Raw genomic sequence first — 14,703 nt, 5'->3', positions numbered from 1 at the left:
AAGAAAAATTCTATTTTTAAAAGAAGTAATTACGTTTACGTAAAAGGAAAATAAAAATGGGAACTCCTACTATAGAGGTAATGATTCCTATGGGAAGTTCTGCGGGACTTAAAATATTTCGAGCAATAAAATCCGCAATACTCAAAATAATTCCTCCTAAAATAGCACTATATAAAACTAAATTTCGATTATCTGATCCTATAAGCATTCGCAAAATATGAGGCACAATTAAACCTATAAATCCGATAACTCCTACAAACGAAGTGGCAATTGAAATCATAATAACATTAATCGCCAATACCTTTATTTTTAATTTTTTAAGATTAACCCCTAAATAACCTGCTTCTTCTTCCCCTAATATTAATGTATTCAGTGATTTTCCTAATTTAAAGGCAAAAGAAATACCTAATATCCCCACAACACTTACTATTTGTACTGCCTTCCAATTAGCTCCTGATAATGTTCCTAAATTCCAAAAAGTAATAGAACGTGCCTGCGGATCACGAGCTATATATCCCATAAATCCTACACCACTCATAAAAAGCGCATTAACGGCAACTCCTGTAAGTAATAGCAATATAATGGATTGTTTTCCTTTTTTATTCGTATTTGATAGAACTAAGACTAAAATAGTTCCTATAACACCTCCTAAGCAAGCTAGTAAGGGCAATGACCATTCATCTACTGAAATTCCGAATGTATTTCCTAAAACAATAAAAAATGCTGCTCCAAATGCTGCTCCGCTGGATGTACCAATCATTCCGGGTTCTACAATAGGATTTCTAAATAATGATTGTAAAAGCACTCCTCCTACAGCCAATATGGCTCCTACTGCTACACTGAGAATTGTTCTAGGTAAACGGATTTCTAAAAAGATACGTTCGTTAAGTGGCAAATTTTGAGAATTATCAAGCCAATGAAAAAAAGCACTCTTTATTTCTTCTATAGAAATGGCTACTGCTCCATATCGCAAAGAGGTTAGAACAGTAACGATTAATAAAAAGAGGAATAGTACAAACAGTAATATGTTTTTATTTTGCTTCACTAAATTATTTTAGAATTGTAGAAAGCGATCTATTTGGATCATGTCTTTAAACGGAATACAACGCTTTCTTTAATTAATTATTTCACTATAGACTCTAATAAGAGTTATTATTAAATTATTTTTCTTTATGGATTAGTCCTTGAATTAATAATACATTCTTACCTGTACGCGGTCCCATGTAAACTAAATCATGTTCCTCAATACGATAAACCTGCTTATTCTTGAATGCTTTAGTACTGGATACTCTCGGTAAATCTTTGATTTTATTTAAATCGCCATCTAATTTATCATATCCAAAATCGGTCATTAAAATCACATCAGGATCAGAAGCTGCAACTAATTCTGGTGATAAATGCTTCATGCCTTTTTTATCCTGAATGGATAATCTACCTCCTGCCCATTCAATCATTTTAGCTCCTACACTTTTACTAGTCATTACTAAAAACACGTTTGATGCTTGCCCGTAATGAATTACCAATACTTTAGGTTTTTTTGTATGTTTTTTTGCTTCATTTAGTGCTTTATTCATATCTGACTTTAAATTCTGACATAGTTTTTGTGCTTCTTTTTCTTTATGAAAATACTCTCCCATTTCGGTAATTAAAGAATCCGTACCTTCTATAGACTTACTATACTCTCCGAAACGTTTCATTGGGATTTGTAATTTTTTTAACTGGTCTACTACATGTTCTGGGCCTATGTTATCATCTTCTAAAATTAATGTTGGTTTTTGAGCTAAAATGGCTTCTATACTTAGTGCGCGATGATAACCTACCGTGGGTATTTTCTTGGCTTCTTCTGGAAAAGTACTGGATAAATCAACCGCTACTATATCTTTTTGGGCACCCAGTGCAAAGGCTATTTCAGTATATTGCTTGGCAATACATACAATACGTTCTTTTCCTGTATTTTGATTTTCTTCATTATTAAAACGTTTACAATTAATAATGGAGATTAATGTTATTACAAATAGCGCTATTTTTTTCATAAAATAAATTAAAAATTTTAGAGCGGTACTAACACCGCTCTAAGTCATATTAAAAAGTATATTTTAAATTTATCCCTCCAAAGAAGGTTGCTTTCAAAGGGGCCGGAATATAAGCATCAGGCATTTGATTAACAAAAATCATTTGATAATACTGCACATTCGTTATATTATTTACACCTGAGAATATATCTAAATCTAAATGATTGATTACATTCATTTTTAATCCTAATTTAGCATGTAGCAAATTATATTTATCTGCAGTAGAGATTTGTAAATTTGAATTTGTTCTATCCACAGGAACGTATGCAAAATTAGCTGTCCCTCTATGATTAAATGTTACATTACCATAAATCCCTAATTTAGTTGCAAAATCTATTCCTGCATTAGCAACCCATTTGGGAGTTCCTAATACGCTCAATCTTGAAAAATCATAAATATTTTGAGTCGTATTAGCACCACTAGTAGTTCTACTAAATTTATAATCTTGGTATGTAAAATCAGAATATGTCCCATTTACAAATGGTGTTAATGACTTTAGAAAACCATTTGTTGTATTTATTATTTCATATTTTAAATTACCTTCGATTCCTTTATGTAACTGACTTCCACCATTAATCATATAACTGTATAGTTTAGTTATATTAGCTGGATCGGCAACTGAAACTGTTGCCATTTTATCTTTAAAATTTGTTCTAAAAGCAGCCAATTCAAATCCTAAACGTCCGTCTAAAAGTTTTCCTTTTGTACCAACTTCCCATTGTTCTCCAATTTCTGGACGTAAATTACTATTCACTTGGTTTATTTCAGGAATAAACAAATAACCACTAACAGGGGCTTTATATGCCTTATTGTAAGAGGCATAAACGGATATCATTTTATAAAAAACTTTATTTATAGCTACTTTTGGAGAATACATATCCTTGTACGATACATTAAAATTTAGTGGTTTCGTATTTTGAGTTACTTGTGGATTTCCTGAAGCATTATAAATGTAAGGGAATCTATCACTTGAATCTATTCCCATGTAATTTGAACTAATACCTGCGGTTAAAGAAAAGTCATACGGCAAATTTAAAGTCCATTCTGTAAATACGGCGTTTGTTTTGGATAAAACGTATAAATTACTTCTTAAAACGCCCACTGTATTATATCCATCTGCATTTACAGGATTTCCCATAGGATAAGCTAATATTTGCGCATTTTGCATTTGTACTTCAATACCTGTAATACCTGATAATTTAAAATCATTACCTAACTCCCATTTACTATCAAATGTAGAACGAAAACCATAATTGATCGGTAATTTATCTGTCCATCCTCCAGCAGAACTTACATTACTGCTAATTCCTGAACCAAAAACAGAAGTGGAATTACTCAGATTTTTATAAATTTGATAAAAATGATTTAATCCTGCTCGGAAACTAATTACGTTGCTATGTGCATTATTTTTAATATAAGCTGGATTACCCGAATAATCTAAATTTTGATACTGAGCTATTGTAAGTTCTCCATTTCTTTCTTCATAACTATTCGTATATCCAACATAAGCGTTTATTTTTTGCTTATTACTTAAATTAAAATCAGCCAAAATATTTACAAAATCTTTTTTAGAAGCAGTATGATTCATAAAACCATCGTACTTCTGATTTCCATAATTAATTAAAAAGATGATTTTTCACTTCCTACAGCTATTTGGGATGTTAAACGTCTTAAACCATAGCTCCCAAACATGGTATTTTGAGAAATAGAGGTTTTTCCTGCCTCTGGCTTCATTGTTTTTAAATTTACAGCCCCCGCAATGGCTAATCCGTATAACGAACCTGCTGGCCCTTTTAAAACTTCAACTTCTCCAATTGAATTAAAATCAATATCATCCATTAAAGTAATTCCTTCTGCATCTGTTAAAGGTATATTATTTAAATATACTTTTACTCCTTGTGAATCAAAATTACTATTAGTACCATTAGTCCCTCTTGCTCCATTTCCATATCCACGGATATTGAATGTTTGCCCTGCAGATACTGTACGACGTTGCATAAACATCCCCGGTATATTTGTATTTACGGCATCATCAAAAAACAATCCTGTACCACGTTGAAGTTCTTTTGATTCTAATTTAGAAATAGATGCTGCTTGTTTTAATAATGTTTTGTCCGATTGTGAGGTAGCTGTAATTTCTACTTCACTTAATTTATTAATTTCTATATTTTTCTTTTTATCTTGCGAAATAGCTTGAATTGAAGTAAGTGCTAATAATGCAACTCCTACTTTATTTATAATTTTCATGTATACTTTTACTTAATTTAAATATTTTTTTTGTATCAAAATCAGCTAATATTTTATCTTTAGCTAGTTAATACCTCAATAAAACAAATAGCTACCAAGTAAACTTAAGACTGTTCTTTACTTTAACTATTGGTTAATTTATTATATTAAAACATGTCTAGTTGTATACTCTGGAGGAGGTGATTCTACGCCTTGTTCACTTTGCAAACAAATCAAAGAATCATTTCTATTTAATTTCACTACACGCCAAATGGGCTTATTTTTTATTAGTAAAATTTGAAGATTTTCACCACAATAAAAAAATTTTACTTTTGGAATATGATTTTTATTTTTAGATCCTGCACTACTTTTTTCTTTATAATCTTTCGTTTTATTAAGGTATTTTTTTTCAATTTGATCATTAATTAATTTCAGAATAACATATTGATCAATTCTTTTTACTTCCACAATATCATGTAGTTCTTTATCTATTATCATTTCATGATCTGAAATTCTTTTTTTAAAAAATTCATTCAAAGACAATTTCATCACAAAACAATCCTTTTCTGAATACTTTTCTAACATTCCTAATTTTAGAAAATTTTGCTTAATTTCAAACAAAGGACTAATTACCCCAGCATGCATGAGTATAACGATGGCAAGCAACAATAGGATAATTTTTCTCATTTAAACTTTTTGTGGGAGAAGCAAATATATAAAAATCAGATCCATGGAAAGATAATTTTGCTAAAAAGAATGTGTAACCAGTTTGTTTTTTTTACCTTTGCGGACTGAAAAATTGAAAAATGAATAATATCGTAGCCATTGTAGGAAGACCTAATGTAGGGAAATCAACTTTTTTTAACCGATTAATTCAACGTCGTGAAGCTATTGTTGATTCTGTTGCAGGGGTAACACGTGACCGCATTTATGGCAAAAGTGAATGGAATGGAAAAGAGTTTTCTGTAATTGACACAGGTGGTTATATTAAAGGTTCTGATGATATTTTTGAAGGAGAAATCCGTAAACAGGTAGAACTAGCCATTGACGAAGCGGATGCTATTATTTTTGTTGTAGACGTAGAGGAAGGCGTAACCCCTATGGATATGGAAGTAGCTAATTTACTCCGTAAAGTAGACAAACCTGTTTTGGTAGCCGTTAATAAAGTAGATAATGCTATGCGCATGGGTGATGCTGTTGAGTTCTATTCTTTAGGTTTAGGAGAATATTATACTATTGCAGGGATGAATGGTAGCGGTACAGGAGAACTATTAGACAAATTAGTCGAAATGTTACCCGAACTACCCGAAACCACAGAAGATGAAAATCCATTACCTCGTTTTTGTGTAGTAGGTCGACCTAATGCCGGTAAATCTTCATTTATTAATGCTCTAATTGGAGAGGATCGTTTTGTAGTAACTGATATTGCGGGTACTACTCGTGACGCTATTGATACCAAGTACAATCGTTTTGGTTTTGAATTTAATTTAGTTGATACAGCTGGCATTCGTCGTAAATCAAAAGTCAAAGAAGATCTAGAGTTTTACTCTGTAATGCGTTCAGTTCGTGCCATTGAACATAGTGATGTTTGTATCTTAATGATAGATGCTACTCGTGGCTTTGAAGGACAAGATCAAAATATTTTTTGGTTAGCAGAAAAAAATCGCAAAGGAGTTGTTATTCTTGTTAACAAATGGGATCTAGTTGAAAAAGATACGATGACCACGAAACTATATGAAGCCAAAATTCGTGAAGAAATAGCTCCTTTTACAGATGTTCCTATTATTTTTGTTTCAGCATTAACTAAACAACGTTTATTAAAAGCATTAGAAACAGCCGTTCAGGTATATGAAAACAAAAAGCAACGTATTCCTACCTCTAAATTCAACGAATATATGCTCAATATAATTGAACACATGCCACCTCCCGCATTAAAAGGTAAATACATAAAAATTAAATACTGTATGCAGTTACCAACACAATCACCGCAGTTTGTGTTCTTTGCTAACTTGCCTCAATATGTAAAAGATCCATACAAACGTTTCTTAGAAAATAAAATCAGAAACAACTGGAACTTTGAAGGTGTACCAATTGATATTTACATAAGAGAAAAATAAAATAATACCGTCTTTATTTAAAAGCCATTGCTCAAATAAGCAGTGGCTTTTTTATTTAGAAACTATTTCATTCTTTCATAGCAAATAATTCCATTCTCAACAAACAAAAAACAGGATAGAATAGTATTCTTTATTATTAAAAAAATATAAAAAACATAAAAAAAACAACAATAAATTGCATTATGTATAAATAAAAAACCAAAAAACAGAATTATGAAAAAAGCATTAATCTTAATTTCCCTTCTATTAAGTCTTGAAGGAGGTTTATTCGCTCAGATTTTAGAGTGCGGAACAAAAGAACAAAACGAAATTACATTAAGAAAAAATCCTAACGCTTTAAAGAAAAGAAATGAATTTGAAATCTTTACCAAAAAGTTTGTAGAGAATTTACGTAAAAACAAAAGCACAAACAACAAAGCTTTAGCTACTAGTTATATTATTCCTGTTGTTTTTCACATTTACGGCACTACACAAAGCGGAAAAAGTGTTACTTATGAAAAAATCGTTAACGCATTAAATGCCGTTAATAATGATTTTAATGGGCTTAATGATGACTTTAACAGCGTTGAACCTTTTTTTCAATCCCGTAGAGCCACATTAAACATTCAATTTAGATTAGCAAAAATTGATCCTAACGGAGGCAACACTACAGGAGTTGTTTTTCATAGCATAAAAAATGGCTATGGAAACGGAGGAGGATATGACACTCAAATTGCAGCAGATGCTTGGGATAACAAAAAATATGTAAACGTTTATATTCAAAATGATTTATACAATCAAAACATATACAATAACTCTGGAGTTGCTTGGTATCCTGATCTAAATATGACTAATAATAATACCGCCAGAATAGTTTTTAATGGTGCTTATCTATTAGGTAACACAGATAAGGAATTTTCCTCTACTCTTACACATGAATTTGGACACTTTTTTAATCTAATTCACACATTTGAAGATGGTTGTACCGGAACAGATCAAGTAGATGATACTCCTAAAGAAGATGCTAAACATTCTTTAAACTGTACACCAGTACAAATTGTGATGGAGATAAAGTAAATATTGAAAATTATATGGGCTATAACGGCGCAAGAGGTTGTTATAAAATGTTTACTAGAGGACAAGTTGACCGAATGATTGCGGCAATGCAACATGAAGCTAGAATTAGTCTTTGGCAAAATTCAAATTTACTAGCCACAGGCGTATACGACAATCAATTAGCTTCTATTAGCGCACCGTTAAGTATTTACAAAGAAAACTTAAGCAATAATGGTTCTTTCACACAAACAAATGAGTTAAGCCTAACTGGAGGAAAAACTTTTTCTTTATCCTCTGGAAAACTTATTCAAGGAACTCATTACACATTAACTAATTTTCCACAAGGATTAAATCCCGTAATAACTCTAATCAATAATTCTAAAGCAACTCTTACATTAGAAGGCTTGGCACAAAACCATCAAATTAGTAATAATATTTTAGCTAGTATCAAATTTTTACCTGCTGCTTTTTCTGGAGGTATTAATAACTTAATATCAGACAAATTAAATATTAAATTCGATTTTATAGATCCGTATGGCATATTTCTAGCTAAAGGACAACCCAATTGGATGGCAACTCCTAGCCAAACATGGCTTTTCTTTAGCACTGAAAAAGGAGACGATACATCGTATGGATTTTGGTTGTTTGAAACCGATAAATACAAATTAGAAACTTACGGAAAACGCTTAATATGCAACGCGAACACACGAAATATTACTCGTTTAACAAAAGGAACAGAAATAAACAGTTCTTCTAACTTTACAGCTCCTCGGAGCCTACCCTAATCAATTAGACGTAATTAATCCATCATATAATGACTGGAGAGGCCAAATAGGATATATTGGTTATGAATATAAAATTGACGGTAATATCTGTTATGGATATTTTAAAGTAGAGCCTGTTAGTGGATCAGAAGGTTATAGAATTACAGAATATGCTTATAATACACAGCTCGGAGCCCCTATAAAAGCGGGTGAAAAAGATCAACAAGTTTTATTAACTTCTCCATCAAATCTTACATCTTATATAAACAACAATGCTGTAATTTTAAACTGGAATGATAAAAACACTACAGAGGATGGTTTTTATGTAGAAAAATCCATTAATGGTGGAACTTATCAAATAATTAAAACTTTAGTAGCAAACACTTCTACCTATACCGACAATTCTATTAGTAGTGGCATTAGCTATAAATACAGAGTAAGTGCTTACAAAGGATCCGAAAAATCAGGTTATTCTAATGAAACCATTATTATGGCTCCTAATGATTATATTGATTATTGCAAAGCCAATTCAACTAACACTAATGAATATATTAAAACTATTAAGTTAGGCTCTTTCAGTAATACTTCTGGAGCGGATCTTGATGGATATGGTAATTATACAGCAAAAACAATTAGCTTAAAATCTGGAGAACAAGTAAGTACACTACTTACACCGGTTTTACATCTTCTTCTCTAAATGAGTCTTGGACAATTTGGATTGATTACAATGATAACAGACAGTTTGAAAACTCCGAAATTGTATTAAAAACAGCATTAACAAACAAAGAGTACGCAGGAAGTTTTTCTATACCATCCACAACAAAAGGCACTTTTCGCATGCGTATAACAATGCGTTATAATGACACTTCTAATACTCCTTGTGGAAATATAAATAATGGAGAAATTGAGGATTATACTGTACAAATACAGGAACAAAGTACAACTTTACAAACACCTTATGCTTATTTAAACGGTGGGATTTCTAAAAATGGATTTTATGCGTTATGGGATACCGTTCCTAATGCCAATAGCTACGAAGTACAATTAAACACTTCTGGCACTTGGTACACAGTAGGGACTTCAACCAGTTATTATCTCTATATCTTAAAACCTCGGATCTAGCACACAATTTCAGTTTAGAGTAAAAGCACTTAACTCTACAGCTCAAAGTAACTGGAGTAATCCCGTAAATGTAACACTACCTCTAACGGGACCTATTAACAAAGAAGAATCTAAATTTATCATTTCACCAAACCCTGCCACAGACCAAGTAACATTTACTCTATCTGAAAACTCATCTAATGATAATTGGATAGAAATTTATAACAACTTAGGCCAATTAGTAAGAACAACACGACCAATGGAAAACTATTCAGTACAAAATTTACCTAGAGGTCTATATGAAGTAAAATTAATTTCTAAAGAAGGTATTCAAGAAAGTAAACGTATCTTTTTAAAATAATTTAAGTTTTACCCTTACCATGAAGGTGTTCTAAAAGTAAAGAATAAACAACACGTAATAGAAACTACTTTACCTGTTCAATTCTTTTGAATCTTTCTTTAATCCAAATAAGAAAATTCCTTCTTTTAGAGCACCTTCTTTGTATTAACAAATATACAACTAGCGCGTTAAAAATTTACTTTTAGACTTAATTATATCAGCTACAGGCTTATTTTCAATTTTACTCTCCAACCACGAAATAATATCTAAATAAAGAAATGCTCTTTTTTCGTAAGAATGATTTTCAAATGTTTTTAATTTCGTGTGAAGTTTTTTAAACTCATTTTTTAATTGATGAGGATAAATATCACCTAAATTTTTCAAAAACTTAATCATTTCTCTTTGAACTTCATGTAAATCATTCATTTTTATAAGAAATTTATAAGTAGCTTTTAATTGTATTTCCAGCTGATAATCCATACATGCTTCATAATGTGCTACTAAATTTAAAATTCTAGAAAAACACATCAAATCTTCTCGCATGCTTAAGTTTTTATTCTCTATAATTTTAGTCAAATATTCTATACACTTTCTATTATTATTAGTCCCAAAATACAAGCAAGCTATTTTATAATAAAAAACCATTATGTGATGATCATCAATCCTATTTTTGTACATTTTTATTAATTTTTCCACTTCTTCTATTAACAAAAGTCCTTCATCAAAAGTTCCTTCTAAAAAGTGTAAATTAAGTTTATTGTTATAAATACACAAAAAGGCAAGCGAATTTATATTATCATTTTTAGGAAAAGAATCGGATTGAATAGTATATTCAATCCGACTTAAAGTAACTTTAAAGCTTGACTTATACTTAATTAAATACAAACATTCTAATAAATAAGTTGCTCCTTTTAAAAACCATACTGGATTAATATATATTTGATGTTCGTTTTCATAAAACAACTCGATCCATTTAGTAGAATATTTATAACAACTCAAAAAATCTTGAACAAGCAAATGTTTCCATAAAAACGCTTTATAAAGCCATAATTTTTCTCTAAATCCTAATTCTTCGTATTTATATTTTGGAACATTTTTATTAAAATATTCCGTTATTTCTTTCATTTCTTCATCACTTTTAGCATAACCACTTTTGAGCATAATACTATAAAGTTGAAGGGATAAATTAGATAATTTGCTAGCCATTACATTTTGTTTACTAAGATCTTTTGCTTGAATAGCTAACTCATCTGCTCGGTTAATGATACTACGGGTAATATATTGCGATTCTATCACTTTTTCCAACTCTACAATTTCATACGCAATATTTTTTTCTTCATTTTCAATAGCCATCATTTTTGCTTTATCAAGAATTTTCAAACTTTGTTTATACAATCCTTTTTGATACAAAATAGTAGCAAAATCAAGCTGTTCTCTTATCAAAATTCGCATATTTTGATTCATCGGATTTAATCGTAAACTAACCAAAATTTGTTTATATAAATGCGCTTTTAAATTAGACAACTGAAGTTTTGTAACAATTTTACTTTTTAATATCTCCTCTTCATCATATTCTGTCATTCTATCAAGCAAATTAAAAAGTAATAAAAACTTAGCATCCGTATTAATTCCCAATCTATTGACATATAGTTTAAAATGCCTTTTTTCAGATTTTGAAAGCGAATGAATTAAAATATGAAGATTATCTTTTGTAAGGTTAGACATTGTAATTTATTTTTTATTAATCCATTATTATTAAAGCACTTATGACTATTTCATTACTCTTTAGATATTGTAAAATCAATATTTTAAAATCATTTTAATGCTTACACAAAATATAAATTCGCTATCAAAATGTAAAATATTTTATGGAAAATCAGAAAATAAAAATTTTTGACACAACTCTTCGCGATGGTGAACAAGTACACGGATGTAAACTAAACAAGGAGCAAAAATTAGTAATTGCTTCACGTTTGGATGAACTAGGCGTTGATGTAATTGAAGCAGGTTTTCCTGTTTCTAGTCCAGGAGAATTTGAATCTGTAAAGGCTATTTCTAAAATCGTTCAAAATGCAACTGTATGTGGTTTAACCCGAGCCGTAAAACAAGATATAGAAGTAGCTATAAGAGCATTAGAAAAAGCCAACAAACCTCGTATTCATACAGGTATAGGAACTTCTGATTATCATATAAAACATAAATTCAATGCAACTCGCGACGAAATTATTGAACGAGCCGTAAAAGCGGTTTCTTTTGCTAAAAAGTTTGTAGATGATATTGAATTTTATGCCGAAGATGCAGGAAGAACAGATAATAAATTCCTCGCTCTAATTTGTAGTGAGGTAATAAGTGCAGGCGCTACTGTTTTAAACATTCCTGATACCACAGGGTATTGCTTACCAGATGAATACGGAGCTAAAATAAAATATCTAAAAGATAATGTAAAAGGAATAGATCATGCTATCTTATCTTGTCATTGTCATAACGATTTAGGATTAGCCACAGCTAATGCAGTTGCTGGTATCATGAATGGTGCCAAACAAATAGAATGTACTGTAAATGGAATTGGAGAAAGAGCTGGCAATACTTCTTTAGAAGAAATTGTAATGATTTTACGTCAGCATCCTGATTTAGGATTTAGTACAAACGTAAATTCTAAATTATTATACGAAATGAGTCAATTAGTTTCCGAACAAATGGGAATGCTTATACAGCCTAATAAAGCTATAGTAGGATCTAATGCTTTTGCTCATAGTTCAGGCATCCATCAAGATGGAGTAATCAAAAACAGAGCAACTTATGAAATTATAAACCCCAGCGATGTAGGAGTTAATGAATCTTCGATTATTCTTACTGCAAGAAGTGGTCGAGCCGCATTAGCATATCGCGCAAAAAAAAATAGGCTACGAATTAACAAAACTACAATTAGATGCCGTTTATCCAGAATTTCTAAAGTTTGCTGATCGAAAAAAAGAAGTCATAGATGAAGATGTACATAAAATTATTGAATTAAGTAAAATAGAAATATTGGCGTAATGGAAAAGAAAACCTTATTTGACAAAGTTTGGGATAGCCATGTAGTAAGCACAGTGCCCAATGGTCCTCAAATTTTATATATAGACAAACATTTAATACATGAAGTAACAAGTCCTCAAGCATTTGCAGAATTAGAGGAACGTAATATTTCTATTTTTAGACCCAATCAGATTATTGCCACCGTAGATCATAATGTCCCTACTATTAATCAACACCTCCCCATTAAGGACGAATTATCAAGACAACAAGTAGAACAATTAACGAAAAATTGCAAAAAAAACAAGATCCTACTTTATGGTTTAGGCCATCAATATCAAGGAATTGTTCATGTAATAGCTCCTGAATTAGGAATGACATTACCGGGAATGACGATGGTGTGTGGTGATAGTCATACTTCTACTCATGGCGCTTTTGGAACCATCGCTTTTGGAATTGGAACCAGCCAAGTAGCACAAGTTTTTGCGAGTCAATGCTTATTATTAAATAAACCCAAGAGCTTACGTGTTAATGTAAATGGCAAACTAGCCAATAACGTAACTCCTAAAGATGTTATATTATACATAATTTCAAAAATTGGCACCAATGCAGGAACAGGTTATTTTTGTGAATATGCTGGAAATGTTTTCAGCGAAATGTCTATGGAAGGACGTATGACAATCTGTAATATGAGTATTGAAATGGGAGCCAGAGGAGGTATGATAGCACCTGATGAAATAACTTTTGAATATATAAAAGAAAAAGAATTGGCTCCAAAAGAAAAAGAATTAGAAGAAAAAATAGCCTATTGGAAAACTCTCCCAACAGATGATGGAGCTCTTTTTGATAAAGAGTATTATTTTGATGCTCAAGATATTGCCCCTATGATTACTTATGGAACGAATCACGGAATGGGAGTCAAAATAACAGAGGCTATTCCCTTTATAAATAATGACCCTTCTTTTAATAAAGCCATAGAATATATGGGATTTAGTAAAGGTGAATATTTATTAAATAAAACCATTAACTATGTTTTTATTGGCAGTTGTACTAACTCCCGAATTGAAGATTTTAGAGCTGCTGCTAATTATATAAAAGGAAAACAAAAAGCAAGCAACGTACATGCTCTAATTGTACCGGGGTCACAACTAGTAGCTAAACAAATTAAAGAAGAAGGTTTAAATCAAATTTTTGAAGAAGCTGGTTTTGAAATTAGACAACTTCGGTTGTTCTGCTTGTCTGGCTATGAATGACGATAAAATTCCAGCAGGAGAATACTGTGTTTCTACCTCTAATAGAAATTTTGAAGGACGTCAAGGACCCGGTGCCAGAACATTATTAACCAGCCCCATTTTAGCCGCTGCAATTGCTATTGAAGGCAAAATTGTAATGGTATAAGTTAAAAAAATAAAATATGGAAAAGTTTACAAAATTAATAGCCACAGCAGTACCTCTACCAGTAGAAAATATAGACACTGACCAAATTATACCTGCACGCTTTTTAAAAGTAACAAACAAAATTGGTTTTGGAAATAATCTATTTAGAGATTGGCGTTTTGACAATCAGAACAATCCAATTGATTCTTTTATATTAAATAATTCTAACTATTCAGGTACCATTTTAGTCACTGGAGATAATTTTGGTTGTGGTAGCAGTAGAGAACATGCTGCTTGGGCACTAACCGATTATGGTTTTAGAGTAATTGTTTCTAGCTATTTTGCCGATATATTTAAGGAAAATGCACTAAACAATGGCTTATTACCTGTACAAGTAAGCCCTTCTTTTTAGCCGAAACATTAGATTTACTAAATAGAAATCCCAAAGCGCCAATTGAAGTTAATTTAGAAACGCAAACTATTACAGTTACAAACTTGTCTAAAACTGAAAAATTTGAAATAGATACTTATAAAAAAATCTGTATGATAAACGGCTATGATGATATAGATTTTTTAATAAATAACACCGACAAAATTGTAGCCTTCGAAAAATCAAGAAACTTATCTTATCCCAAAACAACAATATAAGCTTAAACAAC

13 protein-coding genes and 2 pseudogenes are annotated in these 14,703 nt (G+C 31.0%); 9 read left to right on the top strand and 6 right to left on the bottom strand.

The genetic code is table 11. The features are described 5' to 3' along the window. Positions 1–16 precede the first annotated feature (16 nt). The 5 genes from JJC05_RS11955 to JJC05_RS11935 form a co-directional block, all read right to left on the bottom strand. Complete coding sequence (locus tag JJC05_RS11955; protein WP_105196104.1) at positions 17–1,045, bottom strand: FecCD family ABC transporter permease; 1,029 nt, start codon at positions 1,043–1,045, stop codon at positions 17–19. A gap of 115 nt (positions 1,046–1,160) precedes the next feature. After that, the gene (locus JJC05_RS11950; RefSeq protein WP_235877451.1) at positions 1,161–2,033 is read right to left on the bottom strand and encodes a heme/hemin ABC transporter substrate-binding protein; all 873 of its coding nucleotides are present in this window, start codon (positions 2,031–2,033) and stop codon (positions 1,161–1,163) included. A gap of 49 nt (positions 2,034–2,082) precedes the next feature. Further along, on the bottom strand, positions 2,083–3,660 hold the full coding sequence (locus tag JJC05_RS11945; RefSeq protein ID WP_235877450.1) for a TonB-dependent receptor: 1,578 nt from the start codon (positions 3,658–3,660) through the stop codon (positions 2,083–2,085). 32 nt (positions 3,661–3,692) lie between these two features. After that, complete coding sequence (locus JJC05_RS11940) at positions 3,693–4,319, bottom strand: TonB-dependent receptor plug domain-containing protein (protein WP_235877449.1); 627 nt, start codon at positions 4,317–4,319, stop codon at positions 3,693–3,695. A gap of 141 nt (positions 4,320–4,460) precedes the next feature. Beyond that, positions 4,461–4,985, bottom strand: coding sequence for a hypothetical protein (locus tag JJC05_RS11935; protein WP_235877448.1), 525 nt, complete (start codon positions 4,983–4,985; stop codon positions 4,461–4,463). Between the two features lie 119 nt (positions 4,986–5,104). On the opposite strand from JJC05_RS11935, the gene der reads away from it, so the two are divergent. From der to JJC05_RS11905, 6 genes are all read left to right on the top strand, one after another. Further along, on the top strand, positions 5,105–6,415 hold the full coding sequence (der, locus tag JJC05_RS11930; RefSeq protein ID WP_088389982.1) for a ribosome biogenesis GTPase Der: 1,311 nt from the start codon (positions 5,105–5,107) through the stop codon (positions 6,413–6,415). A 213-nt stretch (positions 6,416–6,628) separates the two neighbouring features. After that, positions 6,629–7,471 carry a M43 family zinc metalloprotease gene (locus JJC05_RS11925; RefSeq protein WP_235877447.1) on the top strand — a complete coding sequence of 281 codons (843 nt, stop codon included), beginning with the start codon at positions 6,629–6,631 and terminating at the stop codon, positions 7,469–7,471. A gap of 14 nt (positions 7,472–7,485) precedes the next feature. Then, the gene (locus JJC05_RS11920; RefSeq protein ID WP_235877446.1) at positions 7,486–8,235 is read left to right on the top strand and encodes a hypothetical protein; all 750 of its coding nucleotides are present in this window, start codon (positions 7,486–7,488) and stop codon (positions 8,233–8,235) included. Between the two features lie 469 nt (positions 8,236–8,704). Beyond that, positions 8,705–8,911, top strand: coding sequence for a hypothetical protein (locus tag JJC05_RS11915; RefSeq protein ID WP_235877445.1), 207 nt, complete (start codon positions 8,705–8,707; stop codon positions 8,909–8,911). Next, positions 8,857–9,336: a GEVED domain-containing protein gene (locus JJC05_RS11910; RefSeq protein ID WP_235878878.1), complete on the top strand. Its 480-nt coding sequence runs from the start codon at positions 8,857–8,859 to the stop codon at positions 9,334–9,336. The genes JJC05_RS11915 and JJC05_RS11910 overlap by 55 nt, the downstream gene beginning before the upstream one ends. Positions 9,337–9,430: 94 nt before the next feature. Beyond that, a complete protein-coding gene (locus JJC05_RS11905) occupies positions 9,431–9,676 on the top strand; it encodes a T9SS type A sorting domain-containing protein (RefSeq protein WP_235878877.1) in 246 nt (81 codons plus the stop codon). Between the two features lie 159 nt (positions 9,677–9,835). Here the strand turns inward: JJC05_RS11905 and JJC05_RS11900 are convergent, their stop codons facing one another. Beyond that, positions 9,836–11,380, bottom strand: coding sequence for a hypothetical protein (locus tag JJC05_RS11900; protein WP_105196099.1), 1,545 nt, complete (start codon positions 11,378–11,380; stop codon positions 9,836–9,838). A 143-nt stretch (positions 11,381–11,523) separates the two neighbouring features. Here JJC05_RS11900 and JJC05_RS11895 point away from each other — a divergent pair, with 143 nt between their 5' ends. The 3 genes and pseudogenes from JJC05_RS11895 (at position 11,524) to leuD (ending at position 14,692) form a co-directional block, all read left to right on the top strand. Then, positions 11,524–12,618 carry a 2-isopropylmalate synthase gene (locus JJC05_RS11895; protein ID WP_258928812.1) on the top strand — a complete coding sequence of 365 codons (1,095 nt, stop codon included), beginning with the start codon at positions 11,524–11,526 and terminating at the stop codon, positions 12,616–12,618. Between the two features lie 72 nt (positions 12,619–12,690). Continuing rightward, positions 12,691–14,065, top strand: a pseudogene (gene leuC / locus JJC05_RS11890) (3-isopropylmalate dehydratase large subunit). Positions 14,066–14,081: 16 nt separating this feature from the next. Next, positions 14,082–14,692, top strand: a pseudogene (leuD, locus tag JJC05_RS11885) (3-isopropylmalate dehydratase small subunit). Positions 14,693–14,703: the final 11 nt, after the last annotated feature.

Source organism: Flavobacterium davisii, assembly GCF_019565505.1.
Taxonomy (GTDB): Bacteria; Bacteroidota; Bacteroidia; order Flavobacteriales; family Flavobacteriaceae; genus Flavobacterium; species Flavobacterium davisii.
This window is presented reverse-complemented; position numbering and strand designations above follow the sequence as displayed.

Bases quoted from the DNA above. Each gene is read 5' to 3' on its own strand.
- JJC05_RS11950 (WP_235877451.1), bottom strand. From the start codon at position 2,033: ATGAAAAAAATAGCGCTATTTGTAATAACATTAATCTCCATTATTAAT.
- JJC05_RS11945 (WP_235877450.1), bottom strand. From the start codon at position 3,660: ATGAATCATACTGCTTCTAAAAAAGATTTTGTAAATATTTTGGCTGAT.
- JJC05_RS11940 (WP_235877449.1), bottom strand. From the start codon at position 4,319: ATGAAAATTATAAATAAAGTAGGAGTTGCATTATTAGCACTTACTTCA.
- JJC05_RS11935 (WP_235877448.1), bottom strand. From the start codon at position 4,985: ATGAGAAAAATTATCCTATTGTTGCTTGCCATCGTTATACTCATGCAT.
- der (WP_088389982.1), top strand. From the start codon at position 5,105: ATGAATAATATCGTAGCCATTGTAGGAAGACCTAATGTAGGGAAATCA.
- JJC05_RS11925 (WP_235877447.1), top strand. From the start codon at position 6,629: ATGAAAAAAGCATTAATCTTAATTTCCCTTCTATTAAGTCTTGAAGGA.
- JJC05_RS11920 (WP_235877446.1), top strand. From the start codon at position 7,486: ATGGGCTATAACGGCGCAAGAGGTTGTTATAAAATGTTTACTAGAGGA.
- JJC05_RS11915 (WP_235877445.1), top strand. From the start codon at position 8,705: ATGGCTCCTAATGATTATATTGATTATTGCAAAGCCAATTCAACTAAC.
- JJC05_RS11900 (WP_105196099.1), bottom strand. From the start codon at position 11,380: ATGTCTAACCTTACAAAAGATAATCTTCATATTTTAATTCATTCGCTT.
- JJC05_RS11895 (WP_258928812.1), top strand. From the start codon at position 11,524: ATGGAAAATCAGAAAATAAAAATTTTTGACACAACTCTTCGCGATGGT.